Source organism: Planococcus sp. NCCP-2050, assembly GCF_023708025.1.
GTDB lineage: Bacteria > Bacillota > Bacilli > Bacillales_A > Planococcaceae > Planococcus.
This window is the reverse complement of the sequence record NZ_BRCX01000002.1, coordinates 335,161-348,454: the sequence shown is the minus strand read 5'-3', so window position 1 is coordinate 348,454 and position 13,294 is coordinate 335,161. Positions and strand designations below refer to the sequence as shown.

Annotated in this window: 14 protein-coding genes; 8 read left to right on the top strand and 6 right to left on the bottom strand. The window is 46.4% G+C overall.

Annotated features, from left to right (window positions below; genetic code table 11):
- The first annotated feature begins 19 nt into the window (after positions 1–19).
- Positions 20–475, top strand: a complete 456-nt coding sequence (locus tag NFU07_RS11070) for a hypothetical protein (RefSeq protein ID WP_251478051.1) — start codon at positions 20–22, stop codon at positions 473–475.
- Between the two features lie 100 nt (positions 476–575).
- A complete protein-coding gene (locus NFU07_RS11065) occupies positions 576–1,694 on the top strand; it encodes a GGDEF domain-containing protein (RefSeq protein WP_251478049.1) in 1,119 nt (372 codons plus the stop codon).
- A 155-nt stretch (positions 1,695–1,849) separates the two neighbouring features.
- Here the strand turns inward: NFU07_RS11065 and NFU07_RS11060 are convergent, their stop codons facing one another.
- Together NFU07_RS11060 and NFU07_RS11055 are read right to left on the bottom strand one after the other, a co-directional pair.
- The gene (locus NFU07_RS11060) at positions 1,850–3,082 is read right to left on the bottom strand and encodes an IS110 family RNA-guided transposase (protein WP_251478047.1); all 1,233 of its coding nucleotides are present in this window, start codon (positions 3,080–3,082) and stop codon (positions 1,850–1,852) included.
- 248 nt (positions 3,083–3,330) lie between these two features.
- Positions 3,331–3,705 carry a DUF3899 domain-containing protein gene (locus NFU07_RS11055; protein WP_251478045.1) on the bottom strand — a complete coding sequence of 125 codons (375 nt, stop codon included), beginning with the start codon at positions 3,703–3,705 and terminating at the stop codon, positions 3,331–3,333.
- A 137-nt stretch (positions 3,706–3,842) separates the two neighbouring features.
- On the opposite strand from NFU07_RS11055, the gene NFU07_RS11050 reads away from it, so the two are divergent.
- From NFU07_RS11050 to NFU07_RS11025, 6 genes are all read left to right on the top strand, one after another.
- Positions 3,843–5,495 carry a peptide ABC transporter substrate-binding protein gene (locus NFU07_RS11050; RefSeq protein WP_251478044.1) on the top strand — a complete coding sequence of 551 codons (1,653 nt, stop codon included), beginning with the start codon at positions 3,843–3,845 and terminating at the stop codon, positions 5,493–5,495.
- 104 nt (positions 5,496–5,599) lie between these two features.
- Positions 5,600–6,529, top strand: a complete 930-nt coding sequence (locus tag NFU07_RS11045) for an ABC transporter permease (RefSeq protein WP_251478042.1) — start codon at positions 5,600–5,602, stop codon at positions 6,527–6,529.
- 26 nt (positions 6,530–6,555) lie between these two features.
- Positions 6,556–7,575 carry an oligopeptide ABC transporter permease gene (gene opp3C, locus NFU07_RS11040; protein WP_251478256.1) on the top strand — a complete coding sequence of 340 codons (1,020 nt, stop codon included), beginning with the start codon at positions 6,556–6,558 and terminating at the stop codon, positions 7,573–7,575.
- A 15-nt stretch (positions 7,576–7,590) separates the two neighbouring features.
- Positions 7,591–8,625, top strand: coding sequence for an ABC transporter ATP-binding protein (locus NFU07_RS11035; RefSeq protein ID WP_251478040.1), 1,035 nt, complete (start codon positions 7,591–7,593; stop codon positions 8,623–8,625).
- A 58-nt stretch (positions 8,626–8,683) separates the two neighbouring features.
- Positions 8,684–9,307, top strand: a complete 624-nt coding sequence (locus NFU07_RS11030; protein ID WP_251478038.1) for an NUDIX hydrolase — start codon at positions 8,684–8,686, stop codon at positions 9,305–9,307.
- Positions 9,308–9,360: 53 nt separating this feature from the next.
- Positions 9,361–9,594 (top strand): hypothetical protein, encoded by a 234-nt coding sequence (locus NFU07_RS11025; protein WP_251478036.1) that lies wholly within the window; start codon positions 9,361–9,363, stop codon positions 9,592–9,594.
- 43 nt (positions 9,595–9,637) lie between these two features.
- Here the strand turns inward: NFU07_RS11025 and NFU07_RS11020 are convergent, their stop codons facing one another.
- The 4 genes from NFU07_RS11020 to pxpB are packed head-to-tail and all read right to left on the bottom strand — an operon-like array spanning position 9,638 to position 13,270.
- Positions 9,638–10,825: an NRAMP family divalent metal transporter gene (locus NFU07_RS11020; protein WP_235197898.1), complete on the bottom strand. Its 1,188-nt coding sequence runs from the start codon at positions 10,823–10,825 to the stop codon at positions 9,638–9,640.
- 15 nt (positions 10,826–10,840) lie between these two features.
- Entirely contained in the window at positions 10,841–11,611 is a 771-nt protein-coding gene (locus NFU07_RS11015; RefSeq protein ID WP_052653795.1) for a LamB/YcsF family protein, read from the bottom strand.
- A gap of 2 nt (positions 11,612–11,613) precedes the next feature.
- Complete coding sequence (locus NFU07_RS11010) at positions 11,614–12,588, bottom strand: 5-oxoprolinase subunit C family protein (protein ID WP_285835955.1); 975 nt, start codon at positions 12,586–12,588, stop codon at positions 11,614–11,616.
- Positions 12,572–13,270: a 5-oxoprolinase subunit PxpB gene (pxpB, locus tag NFU07_RS11005; protein ID WP_052653789.1), complete on the bottom strand. Its 699-nt coding sequence runs from the start codon at positions 13,268–13,270 to the stop codon at positions 12,572–12,574. The genes NFU07_RS11010 and pxpB overlap by 17 nt, the downstream gene beginning before the upstream one ends.
- Positions 13,271–13,294 lie beyond the last annotated feature (24 nt).

The window sequence follows — 13,294 nt, the reverse complement described above, 5'->3', positions numbered from 1 at the left end:
TTAGAAGGGAAGCGATGAAATGAAAGAAAACTTTCATTTTGAATTAACTGCTTTTATGGACGATGAATTTAACATGCGGGTGCCGGAAAATGAAGATTACGGATATTGGCTATTGCTGACGGATCGTTTCTTGAAAACGGCCAATCAGATTGAGATTCATTGCTGGAATGAAGAGTTTGAGGCAATGGAAGGGTTAGAGAGCCACTTGCAAAAGCAAGAGGAAGGACTTTATACCGTATTTTCAGGAGAAATGAGCCCTGCACTAAACCAGCTGTTAACAGAAGAATATTTGGACAGCAAGGGAAGATTTAAGTGGTTTTCGATTTTCCTGTCTTCAAATGGTACAACTGCTTTCACTGCAGAACATTGGGCGACTGAATTTTTTGTCCCTGATATTTCCAAAGAAACGGAGCTTTATATTAGAAAAATAATGCCTGCCGACACCTCCTTCCATTTATATGCAGACAAAGTTTAAAAGTCCCAATAATCGTATATTAAAATGGACTTTGGACTATTTTTTGATACACTTAGGTAATAGTTCAATCGGTTAGTGAAGTGAATTGGGAGTTGGCGCAATGAATGCTTTATTGTTTTTTTTCCTGGAAAATATGGCATTAATCATCGCTTTGATGTATTTAGCCTTGAAATTAAAGGAAGCTCTATTGGTCGAATGGAAGAGTTCCACTCAATTCTTTTGGATCTCTTCGGCATTTTTCAGTTTTTTAGCGTTTTCAGTGATGCACAATCCTTTTATCCATGAAGGGATGCGCCTTGATCTTCGGGAAGTGCCGATATTCTTTATTTCTTATATCGCTGGATGGCCGTTCGGTATGCTATCGGCCATTGTTCCTGGAATTTTCCGGGCATCGCTTGGCGGACCGACTGTGGTCGAAGGAATTTTGCAATCGTTGATTTTGCCTATTATTGTCGGAAGCTTGTTCCGCGAAAAAATTTCCTTTAGTCATTTGTATACGATTGTAAATATTAAGCGGATGTTATTCGGGTTTGTGATATTTGAATTAATCAAAACGATTTGGATGCTGCTTACGACGCCAGCAACGCTGTTTATTGTCGGAGCGATGTTCTTTTTTGCCAGTATTGCCATATTAGCGATGGCTATGATTTTAAACGGGGAAAACCGGAACTTGATCTTGCGGAAAGAGCTTGAATTTTATTCAAACCAAGATCCAATGACGCATTTGCCGAATATCCGTTTCTTTAAAAACAAGGTTGGCGGATTGGTCGATCAAAAACTGCCGATTTCGATCGCCATGGTGGATGTGGACTATTTTAAAGTTTACAACGACACGCATGGACATCAAAAAGGGGATCAAGTGCTGAGGACGATCGGCCAATTGCTCATCGACAGCACTGAAGACCACGATGTAGTCGCCAGGTATGGCGGCGAGGAATTCATCCTTTGTTTTACAGAAGAAACCGATCTGGAACAAATTTTTGCAAAAGCCGACAAAATGCGTAAAGCTATCGAAGAGTACCGGTTTGACGGTGAAGAGCGTCAGCCGGGAGGCATCGTTTCTGTTTCGATAGGCACAAGCTATTCAGACGGCTCAGCGTCTCTTGATCAACTTATCAAAGAAGCCGATAACGCTCTTTACCAATCCAAAAAAAGCGGACGCAACCGTGTAACTTTTTATAAGCAGGAAAATGAAAACCTTCAGCCCATAAACGGCTGAAGGTTTTCTTACGATTAGTCAATAGATTTCCCTCAACTTGAACTAAACTCTTTGGATATTTTTCTCTCCTTGGAGGCGTTTATTGGTTCTGACTAAAAATTGGGCATGCCAAAAAAACCTCCGGCTTTTTCATTTTTTCGCAGGGGCGGAATGTGCTAAACTGTAGGTGCCACGGTGCAGGGGCTCAGCCTGTAGTCGTAGCGTAATTGGTGTGTGATCAAGTGGTGGATCGTTTTGAGCAGCTTGTTCATACACGCCACCACGGCAACCTTATGACATTTGTTGTAAGGTTGCTTTTTTAATTTCTGATAATAATCGACCAGGTGGTTCTGCGACAGGCGCTGTTGCTTAAGCATGTTCATGATGATGATGTAAAGCAGCTTGCGGAGGTGTTTGTTTCCCCGTTTATTGATGCGGTCCCTCGCAAGAAACTTACCGGATCGGTAACGGCAGATATCGATGCCGGCAAAGGCATTCAACTGCTTATGATTCTCAAATCGCCGGATATCGCCGATCTCGGCAAGCAAGCGAACGGCGGTATTGTCTCCGATGCCCGGAATACTTAATAGAATGGCATACTCGTCTAGTGGAAAGGCCAGTGCCGCCATTTTCTCGATACATATCTCTTTCAGGAAGACCAGCTCCTGGAAGCGTTTGGCGTAAAGCCGAACCAGCTCACAAGCAAGGTCATCGACCTTTACTGCAGGATAGGCATTGCCTGCCGCCTCCAACAGTTCGATGGCTTTTTCTTCTGCTTTTTTCGCGGACATCCGCTTCTCGGTGTTGGCGAGAATCCGGTTTTTGAGCACTGTTTTGGAGTTACCCAGCACGAGATCGGGATGCGGAAACAACTGCACCAACCGCAGAAAGAGATCCGATTTTGTCGTAAACAAGCCCGTCAGTTCCGGGAACGTGAGCTGCAGTTCCGCGTGGAGACGTCCTCGTACCACAGCCAGCTCCTCGTCCAGATCCGTGTAATGTCGGGCCATCTTCTTGAGTTGCCGGTAGATATCTGAAGAGGGTGTCTCCAAGCGGCGTTCATTCTGGAAGTGGCTGCTTGCGAGCTGGTGGGCGTCCGCCCGGTCGGTCTTGTGATTCCGCAGCCGGTCGCTCTGCAATTTGGCTTCCAGCGGGTTTAACAGGCAATACGGATAACCGTTTTCCTGCATGAACCGTTCGAGTGGCCGGGAATAGACTCCGGTGGCTTCAAACACTAGGTGAGGCACTTCATCATAACCTGCGGTTAGGTCGTCAATCAGCCTCTTCAGTTCTATGAAATCTGTGCGCGTGTGTCTGATTTCTTTTTCGGCGATACAGGTTTTCAACGCGTTGTAGACCACGACGTAGCTTTTCCCCATACTGACATCAAAAGCGATGACATGTTTCATCTCCCACACTCCTTCGTTTGGTTTGGAAGCTTCACCGGACCTTACCGATTCCCATTTCTTCTACACGATCTCAATGGATCCCACATACTCAAACCTGATTCAGATAAGGGGGTGAAGGAGGTCCGTTTTTATGCCGGATTCTAGATCCCAAAACCGCCTCGACCTCCGCTTCACCTCTACTATAAGAAAAAATAGTAGGACAAACCAATGCCTTGGTTCGTCCTACTAATCTTAGTATGTTTTTATGGTTAGGAGAGAAAATAATAAAGCGCAGAAGACAGGATTAAGCTGCAAAGGCTTAGCGCAATGCCGATAAAGAGCAAATCTTTCCGGATCGGGAAGTTTTTTTGGTAAGGCATAGCGTCGCTTGTGCGCCTTTCGCTTTCGCGTATGTATTTTTCCTTATGGTTAACCCGTGAGAAAAAGTTTTTAAAACTTTTGATGAACGCATTGAAAAATTCCGCTTCGATCAAGACCATTACGGAAGCAGCCATAATCAAAAGCAAGCCGATTAAAAAAACAGCGTCCAGCCATTTGGCCAAATTCCATGGTCCATATAATAAAAAGGATACAGCGAAAGATGCGAGAAGAGATCCCAACAGAATGATGAGTTTATTGGTCATGGGGCATGGTCCTTTCAGTGGATAATTAAAGATTAACACGGTTCCTTTATTTTTGAAAATTAAAATATCTTATTGCGTAATAGTAGAATAACAATTATGATTAAAAAGAATTATTAGAAAAATTAGGGGGTAGGGAAATGGAGAGAAAGATTAGAGCACAAGCATTATTATTGTTGATGGCTTTTGTGTTGATTCTGTCTGGCTGTAATTTTAGTTCTTCTGACAGCGGCAATTCAGAAGGCTCCAACGCAGATGGAGGAGAAGGTGAAGCAAGCCAGGTCTTGAATATCTCGGCAACAGCGGACATTCCTACTCTGGATTCTACAAAAGCACATGACGGCGTTGCATTTACCGTATTGAACAACGTCAATGAAGGGCTTTACCGCCAAGATGAAAACCACCAGCCAATTGAAGCTTTAGTAACGGAACATACAGAAAATGAAGACCAAACCGTCCACACGTTCACATTGCGTGAGTCTAAATGGAGCAATGGGGAGCCTGTAACGGCGCAAGACTTTGAATATGCATGGAAACGCGTGATGAAAGATGCAAGCCCGTACAATTTTATGTTCGTTACGGCAAGCATCAAAAATGCAGAAGCGATCATGAACGGCGAAGCGGATGCAGACGAATTAGGGGTTAAAGCAATCGATGAGCAAACTTTGGAAGTAACGCTTGAAAGCGCCAACCCATTATTGGAATCATTGCTTACTTTCCCGACATTCTTGCCGCAAAACCAGAAATTCGTTGAAGAACAAGGCGACCAGTACGCATTGGAAGCCGAAAACATCCTGTTCAACGGTCCATTTACGTTAACGGATTGGACGCACGAACAAGGTTGGAACTATGAAAAGAACGAAGACTACTGGGATGCAGAAGCAGTTAAATTGGATAAGATTAATGCTTTCGTAGTAAAAGATCCAACGACAGGCGTTAACTTATACGAAACAAACAAAGTTGACCGCATCGAACTTAGCTCAGAATCAGTGGATCAGTATAAAGAAGATCCAAACTTTGACACAATCCTTGAACCAAGCATGATTTTCCTTCGCTTCAACCATACACATCCGGTTCTTGGCAATAAAAACATCCGCCAGGCAATCAATATGGCAATCGATAAAGAAAGCTTGACTGATGTTATTTTGAAAGACGGTTCGACTGCATTAAACGGGGTAGTTCCTAAAGGCTTCTTCCAATCTCCAGAAGGAGAAGATTACCGTGATTTGAACGGTGACTTCAACACAGGATCAATCGAAGATGCTCAAAAACTATGGGAAACTGGATTGAAAGAAGCAGGCGTTTCGGACTTGACTGTTTCGATCAACATCTCTGATTCTGACGACCATAAAAAAGTGGCAGAATATCTTCAAGCACAATTAGAAGATAATCTTCCAGGCTTCAAATTAGAAATCAAAGCGGTTCCTTTCGCTCAACGCCTTGAAATTGAAAAAGCGATTGAATATGATTTGTCCTTGTCTTCATGGGGCCCTGACTACAGTGACCCGATGACTTACCTTGATATGTGGGTAGAAGGCGGATCCGCTAACCGTATGGATTACCATAACCCGAAATTGGACGAATTGGTAAATCAGGCGCGCGTGGAAACAGACCTATCTAAACGCTTTGAAATGCTGTTGAACATCGAGAAAATCCTATTGGAAGAAGATGCAGCAATCGTGCCTCTTTACCAAGATGGAACATCAATCTTGATGAGAGAAAAAATCAAAGGTTTAATTGTACACCCTACTGGTGCTTCACATACGTATAAGTGGGCATCAATCGAAGAATAATCTACAGTTATGCAGCTTTAGATACGAGGGTGTGGCCGGAAATCCGGTCCCCTCGTATTTTTTCATCCAGAAGGTTACTCAACTCATAGAATAGAGGTGTTTCCATGAAGGGATATTTACTTAAGCGGATTGGGTATATGCTGATTACGCTTTTTATCATCGTGACAGCCACATTCTTCCTCATGCAGCTTCTGCCGGGGACGCCGTTTACGAACCCTGAGAAATTAGGCGCTGAGCAATTGGCCGTATTAAATGCAAAATATGGATTGGATCAGCCAGTAGCTATCCAGTATTTTCACTATCTTGGAAATTTGGTGCAAGGCGATTTAGGCTATTCTTTCCAGCATGAAGGCAGAACCGTTACAAGCATGATCAGCACCCGAATCGGGCCGTCCGCCTTTATCGGTTTGCAGGCATTAATCATTGGTGCCATTCTCGGGCTTATTCTCGGCATCATTTCGGCTTTGAAGCATAATTCGATTTTTGATTATGGTTCAGTGGCGCTTGCAGTCATCGGCATGTCGATCCCTTCTTTCGTCTTTGCGGCATTGCTGCAATATTATATCGGTGTAAAGCTTGAATGGCTGCCGGTTGCGCTCTGGGAAGGCTATTCCAGCACTTTGCTGCCGTCTATCGCCTTATCGGTGACAGTCACTGCGACAGTCGCCCGGTTTATCCGCAGTGAAATGCTCGAAGTGCTCGGCCAGGATTACGTCATAACGGCCCGTGCAAAAGGAATGCGGGAAAATCAGGTCATTGTAAAGCACGTCATCCGCAATGCGTTGATTCCGGTGGTCACTATGCTTGGACCGCTAGCGGTTTCGATTATGACAGGGACACTCGTTATCGAGAAAATCTTCTCGGTTCCAGGGCTCGGAGAACAATTCACCTTATCCATCCTGGTACTGGATTACAGCGTCATCATGGGAATCACGATCTTCTATAGTGCGTTATTTATTTTCGTCGTGTTTGTCGTCGATATCATTTACGGCTTCTTAGATCCCCGCATCAACTATAAGGGGGAAGCGACATGAAAGAATTCGACGTAAAACTTCCAACTATGCATGCACAGAACGATTACAGCCTAGACAATATTCCAGACGATTTATTCGTCAAAGCGCCTTTAGATCAAAAGAAGAGCGAAGAGATTTCGACGCCTTCTGTTTCGTTTTGGAAAGAAGCATTTCAGCGCTTGGCTAAAAATAAAGGCGCTATGATTTCTCTCGTATTGCTTGTTATATTGATTATTATGGCGTTGATCGGTCCAAGCATGAATGAATTTACGTACCGGGGACAGAATTTGGCGCATTCGAATATGCCGCCTAAAGTCGCGGGCCTCGAATGGCTCGGCTTTGACGGTTTGAACGCCCAAGGCACCGATGTCTATGCCGAGCGCGAAGTCGCTACAAATTACTGGTTCGGCACAGATGAATTCGGCCGTGATTTATGGACGCGTGTGTGGAAAGGAACGCAAATCTCTCTATTCATCGCGTTAGTTGCCGCATTTCTCGATTTGGCCATCGGCGTTATTTACGGCGGCATCTCCTCGTTCTACGGAGGCCGGGTTGATAATGTCATGCAGCGGATCATTGAAATACTCATGGGGATACCGAACTTGATCGTTATCATCCTCTTCATTCTCGTCCTTCAGCCTGGGATTACATCAATTATCCTGGCGATGATTGTCACCGGCTGGGTCGGCATGGCCCGGGTTGTCCGGGGGCAGATCCTTCAGCTGAAAGGACAGGAATTTATCTTGGCCTCCCGCACATTAGGGGCTTCGAACAAGCGGTTGATCTGGAAACATTTAATGCCGAATATTATGGGTCCTGTCATTGTCACCGTCATGTTCACCATTCCGACAGCGATTTTCTTTGAAGCCTTCCTGAGCTTTATCGGTTTGGGTCTGCAGGCACCACAGGCATCGCTCGGTGTATTGATTGAAGATGGCTATAAATCGATGCGGTATTTCCCGTATAAACTGATTTATCCGGCACTCGTCATCAGTGCCATCATGATTTGCTTCAACTTGCTTGCAGACGGGCTGCGTGATGCGCTCGATCCGAAGATGAAAAAATAGGGGAGGGTCCAGAAAATGAAGAATACTATCTTAAAAGTGGAAGATCTGCATGTTTCATTCAAGACCCAAACCGGGAAAATCACGGCAGTGCGAGGCGTCAATTTCGAGTTGAATAAAGGCGAGACTTTGGCGATTGTCGGAGAGTCCGGTTCTGGGAAATCGGTGACGGCCAAGTCCATTATGCAGCTATTGCCGAAAAGCACGACCGAAATTTCAAAAGGTGATATTGTCTACGATGGCAAAAGCCTGTTGGAGCTTTCAAGCAAACAAATTACCGATATCCGCGGATCGGAAATATCGATGGTGTTCCAAGATCCGATGACCTCATTGAACCCGACGATGAAAGTCGGAAAGCAAATTATGGAAGGCCTTCAGCGCCATCAAAAAATGACGAAGCAGCAAGCGCGGGAGCGGGCATTGGAAATGCTGAAACTGGTGGGTATCCCGAAAGCAGAAATGCGGTTGGACAGCTTTCCTCACCAATTTTCAGGAGGAATGCGTCAACGGGTCGTGATCGCTTTGGCGCTCGCCTGCAACCCGAAAGTGCTGATTGCCGATGAACCGACGACAGCGCTTGATGTAACGATTCAGGCGCAGATCCTGGATTTGATGAAAGATCTTCAGCAAAAAACCGAAACCGCGATTATCTTGATTACACATGATTTAGGAGTCGTGGCGAATATGGCAGACCGGGTAGCGGTCATGTACGGCGGGAAAATCGTCGAACAAGGGACGCTGGACGAGATTTTCTATAATCCTCAGCATCCGTATACATTGGGCTTGATGCAATCCATGCCGAAAATGAACGAAGACCGTTCAAAGCCATTATTGCCAATCGGCGGATCTCCGCCAAATCTGGCAACGCTTGGAGAAGGCTGTGCATTTGCAGCACGTTGCCCTCATACAATGAAAGTGTGCCACAGCTTTACGCCGCGTGATACCGTAGTGGGAGAAGACAACCACACAGCCGCTTGCTGGCTGCAGGATCCGCGTGTGCAGAAGCCGGAAGCAGAACCGCTGGAAACAGCGGAAGTGGTTGGCGCCACTTGAAAATTCAAAAGCCTGCCTGCATTTTGGGGCAGGCTTTTTGATTGGGGAGGCAAAAGACATGGAAACAGAAAAGCTGCGTGTGTTCGATGAAGACGGCAACGCGATTGGCGTAGCAAGCCGCGAAGAAGTGCATCGAAGGGGCTATTGGCATGAAACGTTCCATTGCTGGATGGTTAGCCGGAAAGAAGGAAAAGGTTTTGTTCACCTTCAGCTTCGGAGTCCATTGAAAAAGGATTTCCCCAATCTTTTTGATATTACAGCAGCAGGCCATTTGATGGCAGAAGAAACGGTGGAAGATGGAATCCGAGAAGTTGAAGAAGAGTTAGGGCTGACGGTCGCATTTGAAGAGCTCATCCCTTTAGGCATCATTAAAGACCAAATTCACTTGGATGGTTTCCTAGATAATGAACGGTGCCACAACTTTCTATATCGTATATCAGAAAACCCTCACGCAGTGTTGGAGTTACAAAAAGAAGAAGTGGCAGGCATGGCCACTGTTGAATTCACCGCGTTTGCACAGCTATGCCTCGGAGAAAGAACGGAAGTTGAAGCAAAAGGATTTGAAGTGGCAGAAGATGGCGAAAAGAAACCGTTTGTAACCACTATCCGCATGGATAACCTGGTGCCGCACAGCACGGATTACTTAAGAGAAGTGGTGGAAGGGATATCACGAGTACTTTAAGGACGCTGAAATTCATTTCCTGGGAAATAAGCTTTCGATGAAAGAGGTGTGCGATGAATAGTGATAAGCGGAACCGCTTAGAAGAAAATCCATTCACTTATAGCATCAGTAAAAATCAGACCGTTTTCATTTCTTACGAAGGCAAGCAAATAAAAATTGCTAAAGGAAAAGAAGCGGAGAAATTGATCGGGAAGATTCAGCAAGCTGAAACCGATAAAGACGTGCAGTTGGTTTTGGCAAAGGCGACAGGAAATTTCAAGCACGGCAATGAAAAGATGGGAAAGTAAAAAAGGGCGCCCAGATGGATTTCCACCTGGGCGCATTTTATGCTTATTCGAATAATTGAGGGATGCCGTTCGACAAGGTATAGATTCCCATCCACGCCATGGCAATAACGATGATAATGCCAAAAATGGTCATCCAAAGCGGATGTTTATAGTCTCCGACAATTTTCGCTTTATGGGCAGCAATCAGCATTACGCCGAGTGCAATCGGCAAAATCAAGCCATTCAATGAACCGACAAGCACGAGAATCAGAACCGGCTGGCCAATGAAGACGAAAACGGAAGTCGAAATAACGATGAAGGAAATGACCAGGAACCGATTGTATTTTTCCAAAACCGGGCTGAACGTCCGGATAAAAGAAACAGATGTATAAGCGGCACCGACAACTGAAGTGACAGCAGCTGCCCACATCACGACTCCGAAAATCTTATAGCCGACGTTTCCGGCTGCCAACTGGAATACAGAAGCCGGGGGATTGTCAGGATTCAGGGAAAGCCCTTGGGATACGACTCCAAGTACAGCTAAGAATAAAATGATGCGCATAATGGAAGCGATCCCGATGGCATAGATGGAACTGCGGGTCACTTCCGGAACAGCCGCTCTGCCGGTCAATCCGGCATCGATCAAGCGGTGCCCGCCGGCAAAAGTGATATAGCCGCCGACCGTCCCGCCGACAAGTGTCACAATTGCAAAAATGTCGATATTGTCGGGAATAAAGGTTTTGGTCACTGCTTCTCCAATAGGAGGCTGGGCGGTGAACATGACGTAAAGCGTCAGTGCAATCATCACAAAACCGAGGATTTGAGCAAAGCGGTCCATCGCCTGGCCCGCTTCTTTTACGACGAAAATGCCTACGGCGAGCAAGCCGCTCAAGATAGCGCCTGTTTTCGGATCGATGCCGAAAAGTACATTCATCCCCAGCCCTGCACCGCCGACGTTTCCGATATTAAATGCCAGGCCGCCCATTACCACTAATAAGGCGAGGAAATAGCCAAGCCCCGGCAGCACATCATTGGCAATATCTTGTGCGCGTTTGCCGGAAACCGCAATAATCCGCCAAATATTCGTCTGTGCCCCGATATCGATGATGATGGAAATTAAAATGACAAAACCGAATGAGGCCAGCAATTGCTCTGTAAAAACGGTAGTCTGTGTTAAAAATCCAGGACCGATGGCAGAAGTGGCCATGAGAAAAGCGGCACCTAGCAGAATACTGCGGTTTGATGTTTTCATCCAATCCCTCCTCCTTTAAATGAATTCCTCCACTTTTTGAATCGTGATTCCTGCATGGCTCAGCGACTTCGACAAGCTCTCAGCAAATTCCAACGCCGCCACGCCGTCACCGTGAATGCAAATGGTTTCTGCCTTCAATTCGACGTCTTGATTTTGCAGCGTCTTTACCTTGTTCTCTTTAACCATGCGAATCACTTGTTCTAGTGCCGAGTCTGTATCGGTAATCAGCGCATTCGCTTCTGTACGCGGCGTCAAACTGCCATCGAGTTGGTAAGTGCGGTCTGAAAAGACTTCGCTCGCTGTCCGCAAGCCGACTTTTTCACCGGCTTTCACCAATTCGCTGCCGGATAAGCCGAATAAGATCAGCTCAGGGTCAATCTTATAGACGGCTTCTGCAATCGCTTCAGAAAGCACCGCATTTTTAGCCGCCATATTGTACAAGGCGCCATGCGCTTTCACATGCTGCAAGCGTCCGCCTTCGGCTTGGACAAATCCGGATAAGGCGCCGATTTGATAAACCGTCAAGTCGTATGCTTCTTGCGGCGAAATCGCCATATTCCGGCGGCCGAAACCGACAAGGTCTTGCAATCCGGGGTGGGCGCCGATGCCGACGTTCTTATCCAACGCCATCTTCACCGTTTTCCGCATCGTTGCCGGATCACCGGCATGAAAGCCGCAGGCTATGTTGGCAGAAGTCACGAAATTTAAAATCTCCGCATCATTCCCCATTTGATAAGCGCCAAAGCTTTCTCCCATATCACAGTTTAAATCCACTTTATAGCTCATGTTCATTCCTCCCTTTTCAATTGGATGCCAAGCTTTAATTGGCGGATCTGCTGTTCTTGTTCAAGAAAAAGATTTTGTGCTTCTTCGAGCGTGATTTCTTTGAAGCGAATCCGGTCACCAGGCTTTAATTGAGTGGCGAGCGGCAAGTCGACGGAAGCAATCTGTCCGATTTTGGGATAGCCGCCTGTCGTCTGCCGGTCTGCAAGTAGGATAATCGGATTGCCATCAGCCGGTACTTGGATGGATCCGAAAGCGACAGCCTCCGAAATCAATTCCTTTGGTTCAATCAATGACAAGCGCGGACCTTCCAAGCGGTAGCCCATACGGTCCGAATCGGTCGAGATGGAAAAAGCTTCGGTAAAAAGCTGCTTCTGGCTCATGTCGTCGAATAAATGAAATTGGCGGCCGCGCATCAAACGGACAACGGGCTCAGTTGAGTAGCGATAGGCAGGAACTTGCCATTCCACTTCTTGATGAGCAGCCTTGGCTAGCGCATCTGCTGCCTCGTCTCTTAGCTTTTCAATTTGCAGCTCATCGCCAGCGGCTAAGGCACGCCCTTTAAATCCACCGATTCCTGCCCGCAAATAAGTCGATTTGCTGTTCATGACGGAGGTTAGGGAAATTCCCCCAGCGATGGCCAAGTAAGTGCGGCAGCCAGAGCGGGGAGCGCCGAATTTCAGGACGCTTCCTTTATTTACTGAAAGAGTGCGCCATAGTTTGACCGGGCTGCCGTCGATTTCTGGCGAAAGGTCAGCGCCGCATATGGCGATAAAAGTTTGTTCTTGAAATTCAATGGCCGGACCTACTAAAGCAATTTCGAGTGTGGCTTCTTGTTCCGCATTGCCGACAAGAAGATTCGCTATCCGATGGGCAAAAGGGTCCATCGCACCGCTCGCGATGACGCCGTATTTCTGAAAACCGGAACGGCCAAGATCTTGGACAGTGGTTTGAAGCCCGCCTTTAAGGATTTTCAGCATGGCGATCCTCCTTCCAAGAAGCGTATTCTTGTTCTGTAATTTGCGTAAAAACGATTTTATCGCCAGCGCGCAATAAACTTGGAATTTCCTCTTCCGGACGGAAAAGGCGCATCGGCGTACGACCGATCAATTGCCAGCCGCCGGGAGTTTCAATCGGATAAATTCCTGTTTGCATGCCGGCAATGCCGACGGTGCGTTCTGGAATCCGAAGTCTCGGAGAATCCCGCCTCGGCGCCGCAATTTTCTCAGACATGCCGCCGATAAAAGGAAAGCCCGGGGCAAAGCCGATCATGTAGACGGAATACTCGCCGCCTGTATGGAAATCGATGACTTGCTGCTGGGTGAGTCCGTTGTGCTCAGCTACAAATTCCAAGTCAGGACCGAACTCACCGCCATAGCAAACCGGAATTTCAACAGTTCTCGGGGTTACAGCCAGTTCTTCTCCAGTTTGGCTGAACAACTCTTCAAGTTCTAATTTAACTGTTCCATATAAAGCCTTTATCGGGTCATAAAAAACAGTGACTGTTGTAAAAGCTGGAATGGTTTCAATAAGCCAGGAAGGAGGAGAAGCTTCAAGCAATGCCGAAATGGTGCGTACGGCTTTTTGTGCAGATTCATTAATTTCGTTTCCGACTTCAATGACAATCGCTTGGTCGCTAAGTGGAGAAAAAGAAAAATCCATATTGCCACCTCTTAATTAGATTAT